This window comes from Citrobacter freundii complex sp. CFNIH9, from assembly GCF_002903305.1.
GTDB classification, from domain to species: Bacteria; Pseudomonadota; Gammaproteobacteria; order Enterobacterales; family Enterobacteriaceae; genus Citrobacter; species Citrobacter portucalensis.
On the sequence record NZ_CP026238.1, the window covers coordinates 2609248 to 2631276 of the forward strand.

Genomic DNA, 22029 nt, shown 5'->3' on the forward strand with positions numbered 1-22029 from the left:
ATTCAGCAGGCGCGTATCCTCGCAGATCTGTGCCCGTGATGCGACAATTTAATCGGTTCTTCATCCGGCGGCGGATCCGGCATGGGCTGCGGACGAGGTATGGGATCGGGAATGGGAACCGGATCGGTCGGTAGCGAATCAGTGTTCGACGTTGCAATCAGATAGGTCATATACCCCTCCAGTCATTCAGGTTGACTCTTTTAGGGTAGACGCTGATTTCCTGCAGGCAAAAAAAAGCCGACTAATCTAAGTCGGCGTCGTACGAATCAATTGTGCTATGCAGTAATTCAAAAAAGGAAGTAAGACAATATGGAGCGCAACGCCCATCGCTTGACGTTGCATTCACCTGCGAGAGAGATATTGCCCCGAATAGGTAGATGGTTTATTGACTTCGCTCAAAAATCAGGAAGTTTTCATGCGCAAAAGCCACTAAAAAACGTTGTTGTTACAACCATTTACTACGATGCAACCATAAAGTAACACCACCAATCAGGACCACTAACAGAATACAAAAAAGTGAGAAACCAAACTGCCAACCACCGCCGGGGATACCGCCGAGGTTAACGCCGAAAAGCCCGGTTAAAAATGTGCTGGGAAGAAAAACCATTGCCATCAATGACATTGTATACGTTCGGCGAGCCAGAGACTCCTGCATCACCTGCGCAATTTCATCCGCCATAATACCGGTCCGGGCAATACAGGCGTCTATTTCATCCAGCCCTCTCCCCAGCCTGTCAGCGATATCCTGCATCCGTCTCCGATGGTCGTCGGTCATCCAGGGGAAACGTTCACTCGCCAGACGCGCATAAACATCTCTCTGAGGAGCCATATAACGTCGCATCACAATTAGCTGCTTACGCAGTAAAGCCAAAAAACCACGCGGTGGGATCTGCTGATCGAGCAGGTTATCATCCAGATCGATAATCTTGTCGTGCAGCTGCTCGATAAATTCGCTGGCATGGTCGGTTAGCGCATCACAAACATCCACCAGCCAACTGCCACAATCAGCCGGTCCCGTCCCTTCCTGGAGATCGCTGACCACATCATCCAGCGCCAGCACTTTGCGCTGACGGGTTGAGACAATCAGACGTTCATCCATATATAAACGCATCGCCACAAGTTGGTCAGGACGTTCGTCGGTACTGCCGTTAATACAGCGTAGTGTAATCAGCGTACCTTCCCCGACTCTACTGACGCGTGGGCGTGTACTTTCGCCCGCCAGCGCATCACGCACATTGTTGGGAAGAAGAGGTGTTGTCGCCAACCATTGGGCGCTTTCAGTATGAGTGTAATTAAGGTGTAGCCAGCAGGGATGCTGACTATCAATTACATCATTATCGCTCAGCGGTTTTACGCCACCTCGACCATCCAACAGCCAGGCAAACACGGCATCCGGCACATTAACATCCTTTCCCTTAATGGCTTCCACAGCGCCTCCACAAACATTCAGCCTTTTTCGTTAGTCTAGCTGTCAGAATATGTTAAGCAATATCTCATTGTCCCATTGTGCTGAAATGATTCATAAAAGTCTCTGATAACAGGAAAAGCTCTGACGAATACGACGCTTGCTTCGAGATACCCGGTTAAGCCCGCTGCCATCTCGCTGACTCAAGAGTGTTACTTAAGCGAAATTTATGTGTCCGCGACTGGAGATCAATCACCTGGTTTTTCAGGATACCCGAGGAATCAGAAAGCTCATCAACCATAATGGCATTACTTTGGGTTACATTCTCCAGTTCGGCCAGTGCATGAGTAATTCTGATAATTCCTTTCTCCTGTTCCTGTGTAGTGGTTAATATCTCGCCCATCAGTTGGTTTAATTGACCGGCACCACCGACAATATCATGCATATTTTTTTCTGCTTCACGCACAATAGCTGCACCTTGCTGAACATTTTGATGGGTTTGCGCAATCAGCTGCTTAATATTCTTAGCAGCATCCGCACTACGGTGTGCAAGCATTCTGACCTCACCGGCCACCACGGAAAAACCTTTGCCATGTTCACCGGCCCTCGCCGCTTCCACGGCAGCATTCAATGCCAGAATATTTGTCTGGAATGCGATACCATCAATTAGCGTAATAATTTCCGTCATCTGCTGTGCACATTCGGTGATTGAACGCATATTTGTCGCAACCTGCACCATTAATTCGCCACCCTGAATGGCACATTGCGTGGCAACTGTTGCCTGGACGCTGGCGATTTGCGTGTTGTCAGCATTATTTCGCGTATTAACGGCTATCTCATCCATATTAGCAGCCGTCTGCATCAATGCTCCGGATTGTTGTTCCGTTTTCACTGAAAGCTCGGCGCTGCGTTCCGCAAGCTGTTCAGAGAGCGCCATCGCCGTTTGTGAAGATGTTCTGATCTCATTAACGAGTGTTGAAATATTACTCGATAAACTATTGATGCCCGGTATTAGTCTACCCGCACAATTATTACCAAACTCAGGAATACTGATCGCCAGATTCCCAGACGTCACTTCCTCAATGCTCCTTTTTACCGTATTGATCGGCATGACCAGGTATTTCGTCATATACCACCATAAGCATAATATAGAAATAACGCTTACCACATTTGTACCAATTATAATTTCCGGCGCGGCCGAGAAAATCATCTCAACAATATTGAGAGCAACTGCCGAAATGAGCAGAAATAAAATAATAAAGGTTCTGACGCTAATATCATTTAACATTTTAGTCCTGTGCACAAAGAAATCATGTAGATATTATTTTTTATAGCACCTGCAATGCAGAATGCCATTGCTCTGCGACGAAAGCTGAACTTTCAATGAGAGCCTGCAATCCTTTTACTTAAGGCAAGAAATTGCACCTTTTATTTCTGTTAGTTCAGTGTTTTATTCCATCAAATGGCTGTAATGGCGCCAGGCATCAGGTTATTGTGATGACAAGCACATGGAGAGCATAAAACGCACAGAACTATAAATTTGGTGAATGTTTATATAAGTAATGACTCGTTATTTTCACTATTTTCCTGTTTCCTCTAATACCAGTGTAAAAACATAAGAACATTCCCGGTGTTATCATGTTAACTGGACAAAACCTGCTAGATTTATTACCACGGCTTTTTTTCGATAGGTAGTATGATGTTGAACGTGTCGTGGGACCCTGTATTGATTGGGATTTCCTTTGTTGTCGCGTTTATTGCCTCTTTTATTGCTCTCGATAGTGCGGGCAAGGTGGCAATCTCCAATCGACGTGAATCAACCTTCTGGCGCCTGTCTGGCGGGGCTACGCTAGGGATGGGGATATGGTCAATGCATTTTATCGGTATGCTGGCCATGAAAATGAGTATGCCGATCAATTACCATTTTTCGCTCACGGCATTTTCTTTCTTTATTGCGCTCATTTCTGCAACTCTCGCCATTAATATCGCCATTTCCGGTAATACGCTTTCAACAAAACGATTAGTCGTAGCCACTGGAATATTAAGCGCCGGTGTCGTCACCATGCACTACGTTGGCATGTATGCCATCATTGAGCATGTTGCCATCCTATGGAGTCATTCGCTGATACTGCTCTCAGTGATGATTGCCATCGTTGCATCTGGTGTAGGTTTGTGGCTGGCGTTTCATTTGCGCCAAAATACCCATCGAGCCCTGATCAATCGGCTTGTCGCCGCCCTTATTATGGCGCTGGCGATTGCCTCTATGCATTACACCGGGATGGGAGCGGCAACATTCACCCATTTTGGACACACGGTACACAATGGACTCAGCACACTGGAACTCTCTGTCTGGGTCTGCGCCGTCACGCTGGTTATTTTGGGTATCATGCTGGTGGTGTCGATGGTGGATTCGCAACTGCGTACCTCCCGACTGGCAGACAACTTACATCAACTTAACTGCCAGCTTGAGCATCAGGTCCACTTCGACGCACTTACTGGACTTGCCAATCGCACACAGATAGATGCCTGCTTACAGGCCTGTCTGCAGCATTCCAAACTGCATCAGCATCAATTTGCTCTGGTATTCATCGATCTCGATCGCTTCAAAGTCGTTAACGATACCTGGGGACATCACATCGGCGATCAGTTGCTGATCGCCAGTACGCAGCGAATCTACAGCTGCCTTGATGACACCATGACGCTGGCGAGGCTGGGGGGAGATGAGTTTATTCTTCTGGTTCCTGACTGTAATAAAGAGGATATCACCGCTCTGCTGACCCGGATTGCCGCTGCGATTGGTGATCCTTTCACGCTGTTTGGGTACACCATTCGGGTTTCGTTAAGTGCGGGAAGCAGTATTTATCCTGAGCATGGTTCCACGTTGCATGAGTTAAAAGTAAAGGCTGATATGGCGATGTATCATGTCAAACAGGCTGGCAGAAACGGTTGGGCTATTTATAGCCCGGAAATGGAAGCTATCGCCGATACACCGCCGACATTTTTACAGGAATTGTCACAAGCACTGGAACACGATCAATTTGAGCTTTTGTATCAACCCAAATACACCGCCGGAGATCATTCCCTGACCGGTTTTGAAGCATTATTACGCTGGCATCACCCGGAACGCGGCATGCTGTTACCTGCTGAGTTTCTGCCTGCGCTGGAAGAGACAGGCCTTATCATTCCGGTCGGGAAATGGGTTATTCAGCAGGCATGCCAGCAGTTACATCAATGGAAGTTACAAGGCCATGCGGAATGGACCCTCGCCGTTAATCTTTCCCCTTCCCAGTTTGAACAACATGACATCGTTGATGTGGTTTGCAGCGCCCTTGCACAATATCAACTATCACCTGCATATCTCACGCTGGAATTGACTGAAAGTACAGCACTTAAAAATTTAAAACGTAGCGCTGAAGTCTTAAATGCATTTTCAGCTTTAGGGATCACCGTTTCTATTGATGATTTCGGTACCGGTTATTCAAATATATTGATGTTGAAGTCTCTTCCGGCACGGGAATTAAAAATTGACAGAGTATTTGTTAAAGATATCAGCGAGAACAGCAAAAATACAAAGATTGTGTCTACTATTATTGACATAGCCCACTCCATGAATATGCAAGTAGTGGCTGAAGGAATAGAGACCCAGGAGCAGGAAATACTCCTGACCCAGATGGGATGTGGCGTGCTGCAAGGTTTCTTGTTTGCAAAACCGTTGCCTGCGCATCAGATCCATGAATTGATTCCAACGGAAAGTAACATTAAGCAGCAGCGAATCGTACAGTCTTTGTCTCCTCAACAATCAATAACATTATGAGACTGTAATATAAAAAACAGATGCCATTAAACGGGCAACACAGCAGATAAAGATAACGGGATTATCGATGAGCACAACCGAGCTGCATTCACTGGATTTATTAACCCTGCCGGTGTGGATTGTTTCGCCGCATACCGAAGAACTGGTGTTCGCTAATACCGTTGCACGGGAACTGATGCAGGCCCCCTGCTTTTCTCTACTCCGCAAGGGCATATTTTCAACTCATGCCCAAAATGATTTAACCATGTATCTCAGCGATTTGAGAAATCATCACGACATTGTAGAAATCCTTACGGTTTGCCGCGAAGGTGAAGACGTCGCGATGGCCAGCCGCCTGTCCATCCGCTCTCTGCCGGAATCAGGTGACGTTATTCTTTTCGAAGGCATTGAAACACCGACTTCACAAGGTCTGAAAGCGAGCCGTTCAGCGAATTATCAGCGAAAAAAACAGGGATTTTACGCGCGTTTTTTCCAGACTAACTCGGCCCCAATGTTGCTTATCGATCCGTCCCGTGATGGGCTTATCGTTGATGCAAATCTCAGTGCGCTAAATTTTTATGGCTATAGCCATGATACGATGTGTCAGAAACATACATGGGAAATCAATACGCTGGGCCGTCATATACTCCCGGTGATGCATGAAATCGCCCATCTTCCCGGTGGCCATAAACCTTTGCATTTTGTGCATAAACTGGCAGACGGCACATCCCGTCACGTACAAACCTACGCCGGGCCAATCGAAATCTACGGTAATAAGCTCATGCTGTGCATTATTCATGATATTACCGAGCAAAAACGGCTGGAACAGGAGCTTGAGCGTGCGGCCCTGCGTGACGCCTTAACGGGATTGCTTAACCGCCGACATTTTTATCAGGTAACCGAGCCGGAACAGACCCACGCGATGTCATTGACACAGGATTACAGCCTGCTGTTGATCGACACCGATCGCTTTAAAAGCATTAACGATCTTTTTGGTCATTTAAAAGGTGATGAGGTACTTTGCGCTCTGGCACGCACACTTGAATCCTGTGCAAGAAAGGATGATCTGATTTTTCGCTGGGGAGGTGAAGAATTTGTGCTGCTGCTGCCGCGAACCTCGTTAGATATTGCCCTCAATCTCGCAGAAGTGATACGGGCGACGGTGGCCAAAGTGACTCTCCCGGGCCTTCCCCGCTTTACCGTCAGCATTGGCGTAGCTCGGCACGAAACAAATGAAAGCATCGATGAGTTATTCAAACGCGTTGACGACGCGTTGTACAAAGCCAAGAACGAAGGCAGGAACAGAGTGCTGGCCGCCTGATGTTTACGTCGTTCAGCGACTACGTTTAGCGTGACGCTCCCAGTTGTCCTGTTTTGCCTGTGCGGTTTTACGCAATGCCACATAACATGCCCCGCTGCCGCCGTGATGCGGCAGTGCGGCGCAGTATGCTTGCACGTCGTCAAATTCCGTCAACCAGCGCGCCACGTAGCTGCGAACAATATTGGCATGGGAGTTATCGTCACGTCCCTTGCCGTGTATCACCAGCACGTTACGCAACCCTTCCTGCTGCGCCTGCAGAATAAAGCTAAAGAGCATCTGGCGACATGTTTCAACAGGTTGGCGAATAAGATTAAGGCTCGCCTGCTGCGGGTATTTTCCGTTTCGCAGCTTGTCGGTCACGCCGTTCTGTAAACCTTCGCGACGAAACTCGAGCGGCACATTCAACGGGACAATATCGAGAAATCCCGTCGAGAGAAAATTATCCAGTTGTAGCGTATCGATACGCGCCGGAGTGCGAAGATTGCGCATGGGCTGCCAGTGCACATCGGCATGGTGTTTCAGCGGTTGAACATCCCCCATTGCGTCAAGAAACAGCGATGCATCATCAAGGTTCATGTTTCATCCTCCAGCGTATTGCGACGGGCATTATCATAACCGCGCACAATTATACCGACAACTATACCGGTAACGGTTTACGGATATTTCCAATAATTAACCGGATCCTCCGCGCTGAACCGATCTACCCACGACAAGTTGATATCCGTTTTTAGGGGTATAGCTGCGACGGTCACTGGCGTGATAATGTGTAGCCTCGCCTGAATGCTGTAATGAGAGAAACGGATGCTTAACTTACTGGAAGACACCATCGACACGCCGCTGGGCCCGCTGTGGGTTATTTGTGATGAGCAATTTCGCCTGCGCGCAGTGGAATGGGATCAGCACAGCGATCGCATGGAACAATTGCTTGATATTCATTACCGTACAGAAGGTTATCAGCGCATTGCCGCCAAAAATCCTGGTGGATTGAGCGACAAACTCTCTGAGTATTTTGCCGGAAACCTCAGCATCATTGACACGCTGGAAACGGCAACCGCTGGGACGCCTTTCCAGCGTGAAGTCTGGCAAGCATTACGCACTATCCCCTGCGGGCAGGTCATGCATTATGGTCAGTTGGCCGAACAGTTGGGGCGCCCCGGCGCTGCAAGAGCCGTCGGCGCAGCTAATGGCTCCAATCCAGTAAGCATTGTGGTCCCCTGTCATCGCGTCATTGGACGTAACGGCACCATGACCGGATATGCTGGCGGTGTACAACGAAAAGAGTGGTTATTGCGCCACGAAGGTTATTTGCTACTCTAGATTCCAGGCAATTAATGCCTTATTCATCACACTTCCGCATAATGCGACCCCAAATTAAGTGTGGTTAATCAAGCAGATACAAACATTCGCTCCAGTTATGCCTGAATTATTCTCTATTGGGAGTAGCTCAGGCTTACGTGCTCACCAAAAAGATGTTAAAATTGACAAATATCAATTACGGCTTGAGCAGACCTATGATCCCGGAAAAGCGAATTATACGGCGCATTCAGTCTGGCGGTTGTGCTATCCATTGCCAGGATTGCAGCATCAGCCAGCTTTGCATCCCGTTCACACTTAACGAGCATGAGCTTGACCAGCTCGATAACATCATCGAGCGCAAAAAGCCTATCCAAAAAGGGCAGACGCTCTTTAAAGCAGGTGATGAGCTTAAATCACTCTACGCTATCCGCTCCGGAACGATAAAAAGCTATACCATTACCGAACAAGGCGATGAGCAAATTACCGGTTTCCATCTGGCGGGTGACCTGGTAGGTTTTGACGCCATTGGCAGCGGCCATCACCCGAGCTTTGCTCAGGCGTTGGAAACCTCAATGGTATGCGAAATTCCTTTCGAAACCCTTGATGACCTGTCTGGTAAGATGCCGAACCTGCGTCAGCAGATGATGCGTCTGATGAGTGGCGAAATCAAAGGCGACCAGGATATGATCCTGTTGCTGTCGAAGAAAAACGCTGAAGAGCGCCTGGCGGCCTTTATCTACAATCTGTCTCGTCGCTTCGCCCAGCGTGGGTTCTCGCCTCGTGAATTCCGCCTGACCATGACCCGTGGCGACATTGGTAACTACCTCGGTCTGACGGTTGAAACCATCAGCCGCCTGTTGGGTCGTTTCCAGAAAAGCGGCATGCTGGCGGTGAAAGGCAAATATATCACTATTGAGAACAGCGACGCGCTGGCAGTTCTTGCCGGCCACACGCGTAACGTTGCGTAATCTTTCCGCAAGCCTCTCTGTTATCCTTCTGTCAAATCGCTAAATTTTCCCGATTTATTGATCTGGCAGGAGGTTATTCCCTGTTTCAAACCACATTATTGGGTTACTCTTTTAGTTACAAACTGCGATGACAGTTGTAAGGAGACCCTGTATGGCTATGTATAAAAATATGCTGGTCGTCATCGACCCTAACCAGGACGATCAACCAGCATTACGGCGAGCTGTTTATTTGCATCAACGGATTGGTGGCAAAATTAAAGCCTTTTTGCCGATCTATGACTTTTCCTATGAAATGACTACCCTGCTGTCGCCTGATGAGCGTACGGCAATGCGTCAGGGGGTCATCAGCCAGCGAACTGCATGGATACGTGAACAAGCGAAATACTACATCGAAGCAGGGATCCCTCTGGAGATTAAAGTGGTCTGGCATAACCGACCCTTTGAAGCCATCATCCAGGAAGTCATCAGCGCCAGGCATGACCTGGTCCTCAAGATGGCGCACCAACACGACCGCCTCGAAGCCGTAATATTTACGCCAACCGACTGGCATTTATTGCGTAAATGTCCAAGTCCGGTATGGATGGTGAAAGACCAGCCATGGCCTGAAGGGGGTAAAGCACTGGTTGCCGTAAACCTCGCCAGTGAAGAGGCTTATCACAACGCGCTCAATGAAAAACTGGTCAAAGAGACGCTACAGCTTGCAGAACAGGTTAACCATACCGAAGTGCATCTGGTTGGCGCCTACCCTGTCACACCAATCAACATCGCGATTGAACTGCCTGAATTTGATCCCAGCGTTTATAACGACGCAATCCGTGGACAGCATCTGCTGGCCATGAAGGCGCTACGCCAGAAATTCAGTATTGATGAGAAAGTGACGCACGTTGAAAAAGGCTTACCTGAAGAGGTCATTCCTGATTTAGCCGAGCACTTGCAGGCGGGTATTGTGGTATTGGGGACCGTCGGACGTACCGGTATTTCTGCTGCGTTTCTTGGTAATACCGCGGAACAGGTTATCGATCATCTACGCTGTGACCTGCTGGTCATCAAGCCGGATGAATATCAGACGCCAGTTGAACTGGACGACGAAGAAGACGATTAACCACACAATGAAATGCCGGATGGCGATATCATCCGGCATTTTAAACGCCTAGTGTTGCTCCTCACCGCCGAGGAAATAGATACCAAGCGGGATAGCCAACAGAATCGTAAACACCATGCTGTAGACACAAATCATTGCAGATTGAATGGCGTACATTGAAGCGGTCCAGTCGGATAGCGGAATGTCATACTGTTCAATAACGCCACCGATCGTCGCTCGCGTCACGACCGACGCTGCGATAATAAACACCCCAAGCAGGCACAACAGAAACTTCCGTCCCTTCGCTGTTTTCAGCTTAGCCATGATCATAGTACTGTCCTTTTGCAAATGAAAAACCTTGTTACTTTGCGCTAACAATACCATGACATCAACTGACTGTCTGCTACATAAACCGCATACAGGGTTGACGTCAGCGTTATTTCGCTGAAAATAGCGCTGATTGCATTATTTATCTCTCCTTTTGATTAATGATCTGACCGCCTTAACTGAGTAAAATATCTGGGGATTAGGATGTCAGATGATATTTAGCTAACACGGAGTTGCCAGGAAGAATCATGATCGCTGAACTGTTTATGAATAATGCGTTTAATTTGACGGTAATTCTTAGCTGCTGTGCCGCGCTGGTCCTGATGAGCGTCTGGTATCATCGTGGAGAGCGTCGCTGCAAAGGATTCATATTTCATGCCGCACAATTTTTTGTCTATGCCATTATCATTGGGACGTTTGGCAGCATTGCTAATAACGTTATCGAAAGTTACAGCCTGAAATTTATCTCCCCCAGCGTGGTCGACTTTATCTGCACCTCGTTGATTGCGTTGATCCTGATCATCAAACTTTTTCTGGTGATTAATCAGTTTGAAAAGACGCAGATTAATAAAGGCAGAGATATCACCAGCGCGAGGATCCTGTCGCGTATCATCAAGATTACCATCGTGGTTGCCATCATTTTACTGTATGGCGAACACTTCGGTATGAGCTTATCCGGCCTGTTAACCTTTGGCGGTATTGGCGGTATCGCAGTGGGTATGGCGGGGAAAGATATTCTGAGCAACTTTTTCTCAGGCATTATGCTCTATTTCGACAGACCGTTTAGCATAGGCGATTGGATCCGCTCCCCGGACCGCAATATTGAAGGCACGGTAGCAGAAATTGGCTGGCGAATGACTAAAATAAACACCTTCGACCATCGTCCGTTGTATGTGCCAAACTCGATTTTCTCCTCCATCAGCGTAGAAAACCCAGGGCGCATGACCAACCGGCGAATTAAAACGGTGATCGGGTTACGATATGAGGATGCCGATAAAGTCGGTGCCGTTGTCGAGTCGGTCAGAGAAATGCTGCAAAACCATCCTGGAATAGACCAGAAACAAACTCTGTTGGTCTATTTTAATGAATTTGCCGATTCATCGTTGAATATCATGGTGTATTGCTTCACGAAAACCACCGTCTGGAAGGAATGGCTCGCGGTACAGCAAGACGTTTATTTAAAGATTATCACGATAGTCCAGGCAAACGGCGCCGACTTTGCATTCCCCAGCCAGACGCTGTATATGGATAATCCTGAAGCATCGCCATTGACACACTAACAAAAGAAAAGACGCGGAAATCCGCGTCTTTTTTGTACTTATTTCAATGAGGAAATATCAATTACAAAGCGGTATTTCACATCGCTTTTCAACATCCGCTGCCAGGCACGATTAATATCCTGAATATCGATCACTTCGACATCGGCGGTAATACCATGCTGACCGCAAAAATCCATCATCTCCTGCGTTTCAGCAATGCCGCCGATAACTGAACCCGCCACAGACCTACGCCCAAGGATCAGGGGAACCGTATTCAGAAACGGATCCAACGCACCAAGATAACCGACCAGCACCAGCGTACCGCTTAGCGCCAGGGTTGGGATATAAGGGTTCAGGTCATGAACGTAGGGCACAGTATCGATAATCAGATCAAACTGATTCGCTGTCGCTTTCATCTGTTCACTGTCAGTGGAAAGCACAACGTGACTGGCACCCAAACGTCTGGCATCAGCTTCTTTGCCCGGTGAACGCGTAAACAGCGTAACTTCCGCGCCCAGCGCATTTGCAAGTTTGATTGCCATATGCCCGAGTCCACCCAGACCGACAACCGCGACTTTACTGCCCTCGCCTACCTGCCAGTGGCGCAGAGGCGACCATGTTGTGATCCCGGCGCAAAGCAGCGGCGCCGCACCGCGTAAATCGATCCCTTCAGGGACCTTCACCACAAACTTTTCGGTAACGACAATTTTGTCAGAATAGCCGCCGAAAGTAGGCAGACCGTCATGACGGTCGATATCGTTATACGTTAGCGTGTTACCTTCTTCGCAATACTGCTCTAGCCCCTGCTCGCAGGCGCTACAGTGTTGACACGAATCAACCATGCAGCCGACCCCTGCGAGATCGCCCACTTTGAATTTTGTTACCGACTTACCAACATGCACCACGCGGCCAATGATCTCATGCCCTGGTACCATCGGATATTTAGCACCGCCCCAATCGTTGTAGGCGTTGTGAATATCCGAGTGGCATACACCGCTGTATAAAATATCGATAACCACATCATCTTCACGCGGATCGCGACGAACAAAATTATGGGGGACTAAATCTTCTTTCACCGCCAGAGCAGCATAACCCTTCACATTCATGACCATTGAGATCTCCTCAGGGATTAGGTGTTACCAGAACCAGCATAGTTCAGGGCAGCAGGTTGTACTCAGCGTCGCTAACCGGTTCCAGCCATTCGTTCGACGCGCCAGGGGCCGGGATTTCCACGGCGATATGGGCAAACCAACTATCACGCGCGGCGCCGTGCCAGTGTTTCATTCCCGCCGGAATGTGCACGACATCGCCGGTTTTCAGCTCACGTGCCGGTTTATTCCACTCCTGATACCAGCCTCTGCCACCGGTCACCAGCAATATTTGTCCACCCTCATGATGAACATGCCAGAAGTTACGACAACCCGGTTCAAATGCGACATTGCCAATTACCACGCCTTCCATGGAGAGCATGGTCAGATAGCTGTCGCCAGTGAAATACTTCGCATACGCTTCATTTTTCTCTCCACGTGGAAAGACGCTGTTACCATCAAATTGTTCGTTCATAGTGACTCCAGTGTGGATAATGTCCGCGGTGTTCATACCAGACATTCATCAAGAACCGTACGGGCATTTTCCCCAATCCCGGCTCCACAGTGCTGTTCGAGTATCGTAATAAACTCACTGAGTTGCTCAGGGAGGATCCCGATGTTAAGGCATATCGCAAAATGGCTTTTCAACTGGCTGTTAACGCCGCCCAGAACGGCCAGCGCCGAAACGGTCACCCATTCACGGTCCTGCCAGTCAAGTACATCTCGCTGAAAAATATCGCCAAACAGATGTGCTTTAAGCCAGACATCAATAGCGGGTGCAAAGTCAAACAGCGGACCGCTTACAGGCTGTCCAACCAGTTGCGTCTGAGTTAGGCTCCCAGCCTGAACACTGTTCCAGTCTGCAGGTGGCGGCGTGGCCGTTCTACCTTCGTCGTCTGAAAGCCCTTTCTCGCTTCGACTTTTCACCACCGACATAAAGCAGGACAGACCGTTCAGGCTGCGAGGGAAACCGCAGTATGCGTAGAGCTGTAGCAGGATCTCTTTTACTTCATTGAGCGTGAGTCCCGCATCCAGTCCGGCGTTGAGCGCGACGTCCAGCTTTTCCATCTGTCCTGTGGCAGTGAATGCCGCAATGGGGATGATTGCCTGTTGTCTGGCATCCAGTTGGTATTGCATATTCGACTCTCCAAAACGGTGGCAACATTGCACCACCGGGGGCTGAAAACAGTAAAATTATAGAGACTCGACGTGTCGGTGATTAGAGAGGAAAAGAAGGACAAACTTATGAGCTGTGCTCATCAATAATGAGCAGCAGGTACTCTTTATTTGCAGGTAATTGATTGAAGACTTACGCCACAATCTCGATTAAATTGCCGTCAGGATCTTTTATCACCGCTTCGTAATAACCATCGCCAGTAGTGCGCGGACCTGAGACTAATATCCCCTGTTCCTGCGCTTGCATTGCAATGGCATCAACATTTTCATTGCCGCCAACAGAAATGGCGAGGTGTACCCATCCGCAACGATTATTGTCAGGTTGCTGCCCGATAAGACCCGGTTTTGTCATTAACTCAATCGCAATTTCCTCGCCAATTTTGACAAAATAAGATTCAAACCCAGGATTGGTTTTACTGCGGTATTTCTCGTTGATCTTGCCGTCAAAAAACGAGACCCAGAAGCGAGCTTGCTGCTCGAGATCCTGTGTCCATAACGCCATATGCGCAATCTTCATAGCGAACCTCTTCCCGTTGTATCCAGAATAGTACGGCCCCTGTAAGGGATGTTGACATCGTTAATCATAATGCACGATCATGCACTCTATTGCTCGATGTTTATTTCACCTGGAGTATCTATGCTCGATTACGCCGCATTCCCGGAACAGCGCCAGGCGCTTATCTTTCAGATCCTGCAAGAAAACGGCAGAGTCATTTGTTCTGAACTTGCTAACCGATTAGGTGTTTCTGAACACACAATTCGTCGTGATTTGCATGAATTGAGCAAAGATGGCGTGTGTAAAAAAGTCTATGGTGGCGCGGTCATTACACTCCCTGAATCCGAAGACATCGACGTGCGCAAGAGTATTAATGTAGCCAAAAAGAGCAACATCGCGCAGAGATGTGCCCGACTGGTCAAATCTGGAAGCTGTATTTTTATCGACACGGGTAGCACCAATCTGGCGATGGCAGAAGCTCTGCCCGCCGAACTGGCGTTAACCGTGGTGACAAATTCACCGGAGATTGCCGCCGTTTTGCTAAAAAAACCGCTGTTTGAAGTCATTATGCTGGGTGGCGTGGTGCAGAGATCTTCAGGTGGGTGCGTGGGAGCTTCCGCCATCGCACAAGTGCAGGACATTTTATTCGATCAGGGATTTATTGGCGGCTGCGCGATGTCGCCTGAATCCGGCTTAACGGGATTTGATTATGCGGATTGTGAATTCAAAAAAGCGGTGATTAAACAATGTAATGAAACTATCGTCGCGCTAACGGCTGAAAAAATCCCAGCCGTCGCCCGATATGTCGTTACCGAAAGCAGCAATATCGATGTGATTGTTGTAGAGGACAACATCAGCAAAGAGTACGCCACAGCGTTCCAGGCGCACGACATTCGAATTTATACCGTCTAACCGCGGTAGGCTCGCTGAAAATTTACTGTGCTAAACGTCGCTCCTGGCGTCAGCGCGGTGATCGCTGACAGATAATCCAGACGGATTTTTTGCTGGTTTTCAGATTGATCCACTACCAGAAATTCTTCTTTTTCCACGGTGGTACACGTCGTCAGCGCTTTAGCATCAAAACATGTGCCATCCGTTAGTTCAATGCGCAACCAATAGTGGTACATGCAGGCGATTTCCAGATAATCATGAAGATCGCAATCTATCGGGTGATACTCTTCGGTCGTTTTCATCATGCTACCTTCCCCAACGTCTTGTATATTCGGGAAATCGCCAACGCAACTTCCCGAACTATCCAGCTATTTCAACGCTTCAATGGGAGCGCCAAAATTAATATGCAGCACATTGCCGTCAATCACCAGCGCCGGAACAGATTTCACGCCAGCCACTTCAGCCTCAGCAACCCGATCAGGTTGCTCTCCCAGATGAACCACATCGATTTCAACATCCGCAGACAAATGCTGCAAAAGTGTCTGTTCTGCGGAAACACAAACCGGGCAACCTGCATGATAGAAACGAGCTTTAGTCATGATACATCTCCTTTAAATTATAGTATCGATTCGATACTATAATTCATGCTACGCTGCTTTTACCCTTTGTCAATATAGTTTTTAATCGATACTATATGCCGAGGAGGATTTGTTATGCCCGACATGTCACTTTTCGACGTACTTGACCGGCTTTCCAGCCTGACAAGGATGTGGTTTCGCCAGCATCCTTTACTGGCGGATCTCCAGCCAGTACAACTTAGCGCGTTAATGTATCTGGCCCGTTGCAACCGTTATTCCAATACGCCGCTTGGCGTGACAGACTACCTCGGTCTCACCAAAGGTACCGTGTCACAATCGCTGAAGCTTTTGGAAAACAAAGGGTTGATTGTTCGTAAGCCGGATCACCGTGATAAACGTAGCGTCCATCTACACTTAAGTGAGTCGGCCAATAACTTACTGGAAGCCCTGCTGCCCCCCACGTTTTTAGTGGAGAGTGAATCGGCAATGGGTGAACGGGCGATCGTGCTCAGAGAGCTGCTGTTAGAACTGTTACGCGGGATCCAGAGGACCAACAATGTGCCTGGCTTTGGTCTTTGCCATAGCTGTCGGTTCCACCAAAAAATTGATGGTCAGGGATTTTGTAATCTGACGAAAGAGAGATTGAGTGAAGAAGATTCATTGCTGATTTGCCGGGAGCATCAGCCGCAGGAAACATAAAATGGTTGGTGCAAAATCACACCAGCCATTATCTCTGTTAGTGTTTGATTATAAATGAACATGGTATTTCATTGTTCTAAATGGATAAAATTACGAATACAGACAACCAATATCGTCAATTAATGTTGTTGTTTGCCGCGACGACTGTCCTTGCTGGCTATGGCTCTCACTACGATGAAGAGAAAGCGCTGGCCCGCAGTGCTCAAACTCAAGCGGCTAAAGAACAACATAACATCATCGCATAAGGCTTCAATTCTGTACTGAATGCCTGGAATTGTACTAACGCCAACGGGAGTGGTGAATCAATACTGGCTGTGCGAGGTATGATGAACGTGGTCAGGATATGCCTCTGATGATCACCCGTGCTGGCGTTAAAAACGCTATACAAGTACGACGCAGGAATGGTGGATGGTGGATGGTGTCCTATATTTAACCGACCCTAATGGTGAGTCTAAACATTTAGCCCGTTTTAAATGGGGGGCTTACGCTGATAGCTACGACATACTGGTCCTGCGAGATACAGACTTCGAGTCTGAGTTACATTGCAATCAGATTAAGGATCAATCCCTTAAATCCAAGAACATAGTGGCGAAAGTGATCCCTACCGTAGCGGAGGTCACCCCACTGGCAATTATGATTGGCTCAGACATAGTTATTCTGTGTGTAGAGGATCAGGCTTCACCGGCTGGATTTATCAACAAAGCACGTAGTGGTTGATTCCCGTGAGTCTGAAGTAGAAAAGGCCGACATATGGCGACCGCTAAACTTTGAATAGGATTTTCTCAATGAACTGCTTCGTGATAAATAATCTGTGCGCCCATACCTGAAATCAGCTTATCTACGCGAATATAATCCGTATAGAAAAAAGATGGAGCATCATCCCAGTGACAGAGTGCGATTTCACGCTTCAGATATGTGTCATAGTAGATAACATGAGCCTTACATGACCTGGTTTTTCCTCCAGATTGTGTTGGATATCTCATCTTGAATCGGTAATTGTCACTCTCATGCTTATTAGCTGATGAGATCATTATTAACTCTGGAACGTTCCAAAAGATAAAAGTCAGGTACATCATAACGGTGAGGCAAACGCCAAAAAACCTCTTAACCATACCTGCAGCGAACTTATTCTTTAGGTACACACGCCAAGCAGTGAACATTCCTATTAGGAAGGAAGTCCCAACAATTACTGACTTATAAAGCCCCTCATCAAAAAGGTACGTGTCGTGAGTGATTTTGTCTGCCCATGCACACCAAATAACCCAAATGACTGCACAGCAGAATGAAATCAGCTCTATCTTTGTTGGCAACCTTATTATCATTAATATTTTTCTCATCTTCCTTGCGAATACGCCCATAGAGTAATCTTCACCTGATTATCCCAGTCCAGCTGCGGTACTGCTGGTAGTGGCATCCAATGACCCTCTTCCCGTCGCTCTGTTTCAAAGAAGCCATCATCCACTACGATTATACGAGAGGTGCTGGCGCTGAAATCCGCGCCAGCTCTGGTTTTAGATGAGGTTAACGAAGGTTATCAGGAGAGTGTATTCAACTAGTGCTTAACGATATACATTGTGCGGCTATAGGCCACATCTTCAGGGTTAGTAATCGGATACCCTTTCAGCCACGGTTTAATTAAACGCCCGTTGGTATACTGATAAATCGGTGCAATAGGTGCCTGTTCCATCAGAATTTTCTCCGCGGCGTTATAATCGGCATTGCGCGCTTTCTCTGTATTCTCCAGAGTTGCCTGGGTCAACACTTTGTCGTAAGCCGGATCATTAAAGCGGGAGATATTGCCCGTATGGGTCGATGTTAATAGCGACAAGAACGTAGAAGGCTCATTGTAGTCACCCACCCATGAGGCGCGGATCACATCAAAATTACCGGTATTACGGCTGTCGATATACGTTTTCCATTCCTGGTTCTGCAGTTTGACGTCAACACCGAGGTTCTTCTTCCACATAGAAGCCACTGCGATAGCAATCTTCTGATGATTTTCTGAGGTGTTGTACAGCAGCGTCAGTTTAAGCGGTTTCTGTGGGCCATAGCCCGCCGCACGCAGCAGCGTTTTTGCCTGCGCATTTAATTCTTCCTGACTCATTTGCTCAAACGGTGAAGGTTCCGGCACAAATCCTGCCGTTACATCCGGCGTAAAATGCCATGCCGGTTTCTCACCTGTACCCAATACCTTCTCCGCCATCAGACGACGATCGATAGTCATGCTGAGTGCCAGCCGCACGCGTGAATCGGCGGTCGGTCCCTTCTGGGTATTGAAAGCATAATAATAAGTACCAAGCTGCGGCGGGGTGTAAACCTGACCCGGGATATCCTTCAACAGTTTCTGATACATATTTTTCGGGAAGGATTCCGTGATATCAATATCACCAGCAAGATAGCGCTTGGTGGCAGCTGATTCCTGGTTGATCGGCAGGAAGGTGACTTTTTGCAGCACCGTTTTGGCGTTGTCCCAATAATGTGTGTTTGGTACCACTTCCAGTTTTTCGTTCACGACGCGATCTTTGAGCACATAGGCGCCGTTACCAATAAGATTGCCTGGTTTGGTCCACTCTTTGCCGCTCTCAACGTTAGCTTTTTGTACCGGATAGAATGCAAAACTCGCTGTCAGGTTGGCAAACCAGGGCAGCGGTTTATCCAGTTGAACTTTCAATGTCCGTGCATCGACAGCACTAACGCCAAGTTTATCAGGCGTGGCTTTGCCATCGATAATAGCCTGAGCATTATTAATTCCCGCCAGCGCCGCAAACCAGGCAAACGGCGACAGCGTTTTTGGATCAACCAGACGCTGCCAGCTATAGACAAAATCCTGCGCCGTTACCGGCGTACCATCCGCCCATTGCGCATTGTCACGCAGCGTAAACGTCCAGATGCGGTTATCGTTACTCTTCCACTGGGTAGCGACGCCAGGCACGATCTCACCCTTCTCATTCTGGTTGACCAGCCCTTCAAATAGATCACGAATAACCTGTATTTCAGGCAGCCCTACGGCTTTTGCCGGATCAAGCGACGCCGGTTCGTCTTTTATATGACGTACCAGTTCTTGTTTCTCTGCCAGTACCGTTCCGCTGGGAACATCAGCAGCCCAGGATAAAGAAATGCTGCTAACCAACAACGCACAACAGGTTACTGAAACAGAATGCTGCATAAGATACCCTCAATTCCGGCTACTAAGTGAATGTGTAATTATTTGTATCGCCAGCAGGAAATGCAATTAACTTCCGACAAGAAAGTGATATTACACCTGAAAAGATAAGTGTGTGAAAACGATTTGATTATCCATACATTTTGCACAACACTGCGAGTAACAATCCAAGCATTCAGAGATGACTATGACCGTTACCCGTCCCCGTGCCGAGCGCGGCGCATTCCCACCTGGAACCGAACATTACGGACGTTCATTGTTAGGCGCACCGCTAATCTGGTTTCCTGCACTGGCAGCCGATCGTGAAAGCGGTCTGATACTGGCGGGAACGCACGGCGACGAAAACTCCTCGGTCGTTACCCTTTCCTGCGCATTGCGTACGCTTAACCCTTCTCTGCGTCGCCACCATGTAGTGCTGGCCGTAAACCCTGATGGTTGCCAGCTTGGACTGCGCGCAAATGCGAACGGCGTCGATCTGAACCGTAACTTTCCCGCCGCAAACTGGAAAGCGGGCGAAACGGTGTACCGCTGGAACAGTAGCGCAGAAGAGCGTGATGTGGTGTTGTTGACCGGCGAAAGTCCGGGTTCAGAACCAGAAACCCAGGCGTTGTGTCAGCTTATTCACCGAATTCATCCCGCCTGGGTAGTCTCTTTTCACGATCCACTGGCCTGTATTGAAGATCCCAGAAGCAGCGAGCTGGGTTCGTGGCTGGCACAGTCGTTTGAATTGCCTCTGGTCACCAGCGTAGGTTATGAAACGCCCGGCTCTTTTGGGAGCTGGTGCGCAGACCTGAATTTACACTGCATAACCGCCGAATTTCCGCCCATTTCATCGGATGAAGCGAGCGAAAAATACCTGCTGGCCATGTCCAATCTGCTGCGCTGGCACCCTAGAGATGGAGCTGCCCGGTCGTAAAATGCAGGGCTGGCTCCGCATCGCTGGCCAGCCAGGTAGGGCCATCAAGATCGGCAAAGTTAACCTGCGGCGTAAGCGGTAACGCCGCACCGATAGCCCGGGAGGTACACAGCATGCAGCCCAGCATCAGCGCAAATCCCTGCTCGCGGGCTTCCGTTGCCAGCGCCAGTGCTTCCGTCAGACCGCCTGTTTTGTCCAGTTTGATATTGACCATTTCATAGCGTCCGTGCAGCGCTTTCAGGCTGCTGCGAGTGTGGCAACTTTCATCTGCGCAGATGGGCAGCGGATGCACAAAATTCTCCAGAGCAGCATCATCCTGAGCCGGCAGCGGCTGCTCCAGCATTGCCACCCCTAAATCAGCCAACAGCTGACAGCGTGCCGCAAGGCCTTCTGCCCGCCAGGATTCATTGGCGTCGACAATAATCGTAGCGTCAGGAACAGCCGCACGAATGGCAACCATCCGCTCACTAATCAAGCGAGCATCCAGTTTAACTTTCAGCAGTTTTGCGCCATTTCCCCACAGCGCAGCCGCGCTCGCGGCCATTTGTTCCGGCGAGCCAATCACCACTGTTTGCGCCGTCGTCACCACTTCCGCCAGTTCACTTCCCACCAATTCCGCCAGCGACTTCTGCTGTTGACGCGCACTTAGATCCCACAACGCGCAGTCTACGGCATTTCGCGCAGCCCCTGCTGGCAGCAGCTTTTGCAGCTCATCACGCCTAAGTCCGTTTTCCAGCTGTGGCGCAATGCTCATAATTTGCGCCAGAACAGAGGCATCGCTTTCACCGTAGCGCGGGTACGGTGTGCACTCGCCAATACCTGTGACGCCATTTTCTGTCAATTCGACGACAACCACATGCGCTTCGGTCCTGCTCCCACGGGCGATGACAAAGGGAGTGTGCAGCGGCCAGGCTTCCTCATATACCTTAACTGTTCTCATTTGTTTTCCTTAATGCAGTCCCTGAAGCGGATATCCGCAAATAGCGTTTGCCGTGTTAACTGTTGATGGCATAAACTAGCCTCGACGTTAACTATATGTAAACAGGAAGATAACCATGTCACAAACCGTTCATTTCCAGGGCAACCCGGTTGCAGTTGCCGGCTCCATTCCTCAGGCTGGAAGCAAAGCTCAGGCTTTTACCCTTGTGGCTAAAGACCTGTCTGACGTTACGCTGGGCCAGTTTGCAGGCAAGCGCAAAGTGCTGAATATTTTCCCTAGCATCGATACTGGCGTTTGCGCGGCATCGGTACGTAAGTTTAACCAACTAGCGACAGAAATCGACAATACCGTCGTACTGTGTATTTCGGCCGACCTGCCATTCGCCCACTCTCGTTTTTGCGGCGCGGAAGGTCTGAGCAACGTTATCACGCTGTCCACCCTGCGCAACGCAGAATTCCTGAAAAACTACGGTGTTGAAATCGCTGAAGGCCCGTTGAAAGGTCTGGCCGCACGTGCCGTAGTTGTTATCGATGAAAATGACAACGTCGTCTTCAGCCAACTGGTCAATGAAATCACCAACGAACCAGACTACACCGCGGCGCTGGACGTACTGAAAGCGTAAGCTGCGTTTG

General features: G+C 48.7%; 25 protein-coding genes. 11 read left to right on the forward strand and 14 right to left on the reverse strand.

Features of this window, described 5'->3' with window-relative positions; all coding sequences use genetic code 11:
* Positions 1–2 precede the first annotated feature (2 nt).
* The 3 genes from ynaL to C2U43_RS13215 form a co-directional block, all read right to left on the reverse strand.
* Positions 3–170, reverse strand: coding sequence for a proline-rich small protein YnaL (gene ynaL, locus C2U43_RS30065; protein ID WP_103285281.1), 168 nt, complete (start codon positions 168–170; stop codon positions 3–5).
* A gap of 275 nt (positions 171–445) precedes the next feature.
* A complete protein-coding gene (gene zntB / locus C2U43_RS13210) occupies positions 446–1429 on the reverse strand; it encodes a zinc transporter ZntB (protein ID WP_103285282.1) in 984 nt (327 codons plus the stop codon).
* A 154-nt stretch (positions 1430–1583) separates the two neighbouring features.
* Positions 1584–2693 carry a methyl-accepting chemotaxis protein gene (locus C2U43_RS13215; protein ID WP_103285283.1) on the reverse strand — a complete coding sequence of 370 codons (1110 nt, stop codon included), beginning with the start codon at positions 2691–2693 and terminating at the stop codon, positions 1584–1586.
* A 411-nt stretch (positions 2694–3104) separates the two neighbouring features.
* Here C2U43_RS13215 and C2U43_RS13220 point away from each other — a divergent pair, with 411 nt between their 5' ends.
* Complete coding sequence (locus tag C2U43_RS13220) at positions 3105–5219, forward strand: putative bifunctional diguanylate cyclase/phosphodiesterase (protein ID WP_103285284.1); 2115 nt, start codon at positions 3105–3107, stop codon at positions 5217–5219.
* Between the two features lie 67 nt (positions 5220–5286).
* Positions 5287–6519, forward strand: a complete 1233-nt coding sequence (locus tag C2U43_RS13225; protein WP_008784893.1) for a GGDEF domain-containing protein — start codon at positions 5287–5289, stop codon at positions 6517–6519.
* Between the two features lie 12 nt (positions 6520–6531).
* Here the strand turns inward: C2U43_RS13225 and smrA are convergent, their stop codons facing one another.
* Complete coding sequence (smrA, locus tag C2U43_RS13230; protein ID WP_008784894.1) at positions 6532–7095, reverse strand: DNA endonuclease SmrA; 564 nt, start codon at positions 7093–7095, stop codon at positions 6532–6534.
* A 225-nt stretch (positions 7096–7320) separates the two neighbouring features.
* Between smrA and ogt the strand changes: the two genes are divergently transcribed.
* The 3 genes from ogt to uspE all read left to right on the forward strand — a co-directional run bounded on the left by ogt (position 7321) and on the right by uspE (position 9885).
* The gene (ogt, locus tag C2U43_RS13235) at positions 7321–7836 is read left to right on the forward strand and encodes a methylated-DNA--[protein]-cysteine S-methyltransferase (protein ID WP_057067381.1); all 516 of its coding nucleotides are present in this window, start codon (positions 7321–7323) and stop codon (positions 7834–7836) included.
* A 194-nt stretch (positions 7837–8030) separates the two neighbouring features.
* Complete coding sequence (gene fnr / locus C2U43_RS13240) at positions 8031–8783, forward strand: fumarate/nitrate reduction transcriptional regulator Fnr (RefSeq protein WP_003020397.1); 753 nt, start codon at positions 8031–8033, stop codon at positions 8781–8783.
* A gap of 151 nt (positions 8784–8934) precedes the next feature.
* Complete coding sequence (uspE, locus tag C2U43_RS13245) at positions 8935–9885, forward strand: universal stress protein UspE (RefSeq protein ID WP_003833229.1); 951 nt, start codon at positions 8935–8937, stop codon at positions 9883–9885.
* Positions 9886–9933: 48 nt separating this feature from the next.
* Here the strand turns inward: uspE and C2U43_RS13250 are convergent, their stop codons facing one another.
* Positions 9934–10194, reverse strand: coding sequence for a DUF2534 family protein (locus tag C2U43_RS13250; RefSeq protein WP_003020403.1), 261 nt, complete (start codon positions 10192–10194; stop codon positions 9934–9936).
* Between the two features lie 245 nt (positions 10195–10439).
* Between C2U43_RS13250 and C2U43_RS13255 the strand changes: the two genes are divergently transcribed.
* On the forward strand, positions 10440–11471 hold the full coding sequence (locus C2U43_RS13255) for a mechanosensitive ion channel family protein (protein WP_103285285.1): 1032 nt from the start codon (positions 10440–10442) through the stop codon (positions 11469–11471).
* 38 nt (positions 11472–11509) lie between these two features.
* Here C2U43_RS13255 and C2U43_RS13260 read toward each other — a convergent pair whose 3' ends face one another.
* The 4 genes from C2U43_RS13260 to C2U43_RS13275 form a co-directional block, all read right to left on the reverse strand.
* Positions 11510–12562, reverse strand: a complete 1053-nt coding sequence (locus C2U43_RS13260; protein WP_032943579.1) for an NAD(P)-dependent alcohol dehydrogenase — start codon at positions 12560–12562, stop codon at positions 11510–11512.
* Between the two features lie 43 nt (positions 12563–12605).
* Positions 12606–13013, reverse strand: a complete 408-nt coding sequence (locus C2U43_RS13265) for a cupin domain-containing protein (RefSeq protein ID WP_020996378.1) — start codon at positions 13011–13013, stop codon at positions 12606–12608.
* A 32-nt stretch (positions 13014–13045) separates the two neighbouring features.
* Positions 13046–13675 (reverse strand): carboxymuconolactone decarboxylase family protein, encoded by a 630-nt coding sequence (locus tag C2U43_RS13270; RefSeq protein WP_020996377.1) that lies wholly within the window; start codon positions 13673–13675, stop codon positions 13046–13048.
* Positions 13676–13847: 172 nt separating this feature from the next.
* Positions 13848–14231, reverse strand: coding sequence for a VOC family protein (locus C2U43_RS13275; protein ID WP_008784902.1), 384 nt, complete (start codon positions 14229–14231; stop codon positions 13848–13850).
* A gap of 120 nt (positions 14232–14351) precedes the next feature.
* On the opposite strand from C2U43_RS13275, the gene C2U43_RS13280 reads away from it, so the two are divergent.
* Positions 14352–15122 (forward strand): DeoR/GlpR family DNA-binding transcription regulator, encoded by a 771-nt coding sequence (locus C2U43_RS13280; protein ID WP_008784903.1) that lies wholly within the window; start codon positions 14352–14354, stop codon positions 15120–15122.
* On the opposite strand, the gene C2U43_RS13285 is transcribed toward C2U43_RS13280, so the two are convergent.
* Positions 15119–15403 (reverse strand): Rho-binding antiterminator, encoded by a 285-nt coding sequence (locus C2U43_RS13285; RefSeq protein ID WP_060682141.1) that lies wholly within the window; start codon positions 15401–15403, stop codon positions 15119–15121. The two genes, C2U43_RS13280 and C2U43_RS13285, sit on opposite strands and share 4 nt — an antisense overlap.
* A 66-nt stretch (positions 15404–15469) precedes the next feature.
* Complete coding sequence (locus C2U43_RS13290; RefSeq protein WP_008784905.1) at positions 15470–15700, reverse strand: glutaredoxin family protein; 231 nt, start codon at positions 15698–15700, stop codon at positions 15470–15472.
* Between the two features lie 114 nt (positions 15701–15814).
* Between C2U43_RS13290 and C2U43_RS13295 the strand changes: the two genes are divergently transcribed.
* Together C2U43_RS13295 and C2U43_RS29380 are read left to right on the forward strand one after the other, a co-directional pair.
* Positions 15815–16378, forward strand: a complete 564-nt coding sequence (locus C2U43_RS13295; protein ID WP_103285286.1) for a MarR family winged helix-turn-helix transcriptional regulator — start codon at positions 15815–15817, stop codon at positions 16376–16378.
* An 80-nt stretch (positions 16379–16458) separates the two neighbouring features.
* Positions 16459–16623, forward strand: coding sequence for a hypothetical protein (locus C2U43_RS29380; protein WP_158654536.1), 165 nt, complete (start codon positions 16459–16461; stop codon positions 16621–16623).
* A 537-nt stretch (positions 16624–17160) separates the two neighbouring features.
* On the opposite strand, the gene C2U43_RS13300 is transcribed toward C2U43_RS29380, so the two are convergent.
* Both C2U43_RS13300 and mppA read right to left on the reverse strand, forming a co-directional pair.
* On the reverse strand, positions 17161–17736 hold the full coding sequence (locus C2U43_RS13300; protein ID WP_103285287.1) for a hypothetical protein: 576 nt from the start codon (positions 17734–17736) through the stop codon (positions 17161–17163).
* Positions 17737–17930: 194 nt separating this feature from the next.
* Positions 17931–19544: a murein tripeptide ABC transporter substrate-binding protein MppA gene (gene mppA / locus C2U43_RS13305; RefSeq protein ID WP_008784907.1), complete on the reverse strand. Its 1614-nt coding sequence runs from the start codon at positions 19542–19544 to the stop codon at positions 17931–17933.
* Between the two features lie 184 nt (positions 19545–19728).
* Here mppA and mpaA point away from each other — a divergent pair, with 184 nt between their 5' ends.
* The gene (gene mpaA / locus C2U43_RS13310; protein ID WP_060682138.1) at positions 19729–20457 is read left to right on the forward strand and encodes a murein tripeptide amidase MpaA; all 729 of its coding nucleotides are present in this window, start codon (positions 19729–19731) and stop codon (positions 20455–20457) included.
* On the opposite strand, the gene ycjG is transcribed toward mpaA, so the two are convergent.
* A complete protein-coding gene (gene ycjG, locus C2U43_RS13315) occupies positions 20432–21397 on the reverse strand; it encodes an L-Ala-D/L-Glu epimerase (protein WP_103285288.1) in 966 nt (321 codons plus the stop codon). The genes mpaA and ycjG overlap by 26 nt on opposite strands.
* Positions 21398–21512: 115 nt before the next feature.
* On the opposite strand from ycjG, the gene tpx reads away from it, so the two are divergent.
* On the forward strand, positions 21513–22019 hold the full coding sequence (gene tpx, locus C2U43_RS13320; RefSeq protein ID WP_003020437.1) for a thiol peroxidase: 507 nt from the start codon (positions 21513–21515) through the stop codon (positions 22017–22019).
* Positions 22020–22029 lie beyond the last annotated feature (10 nt).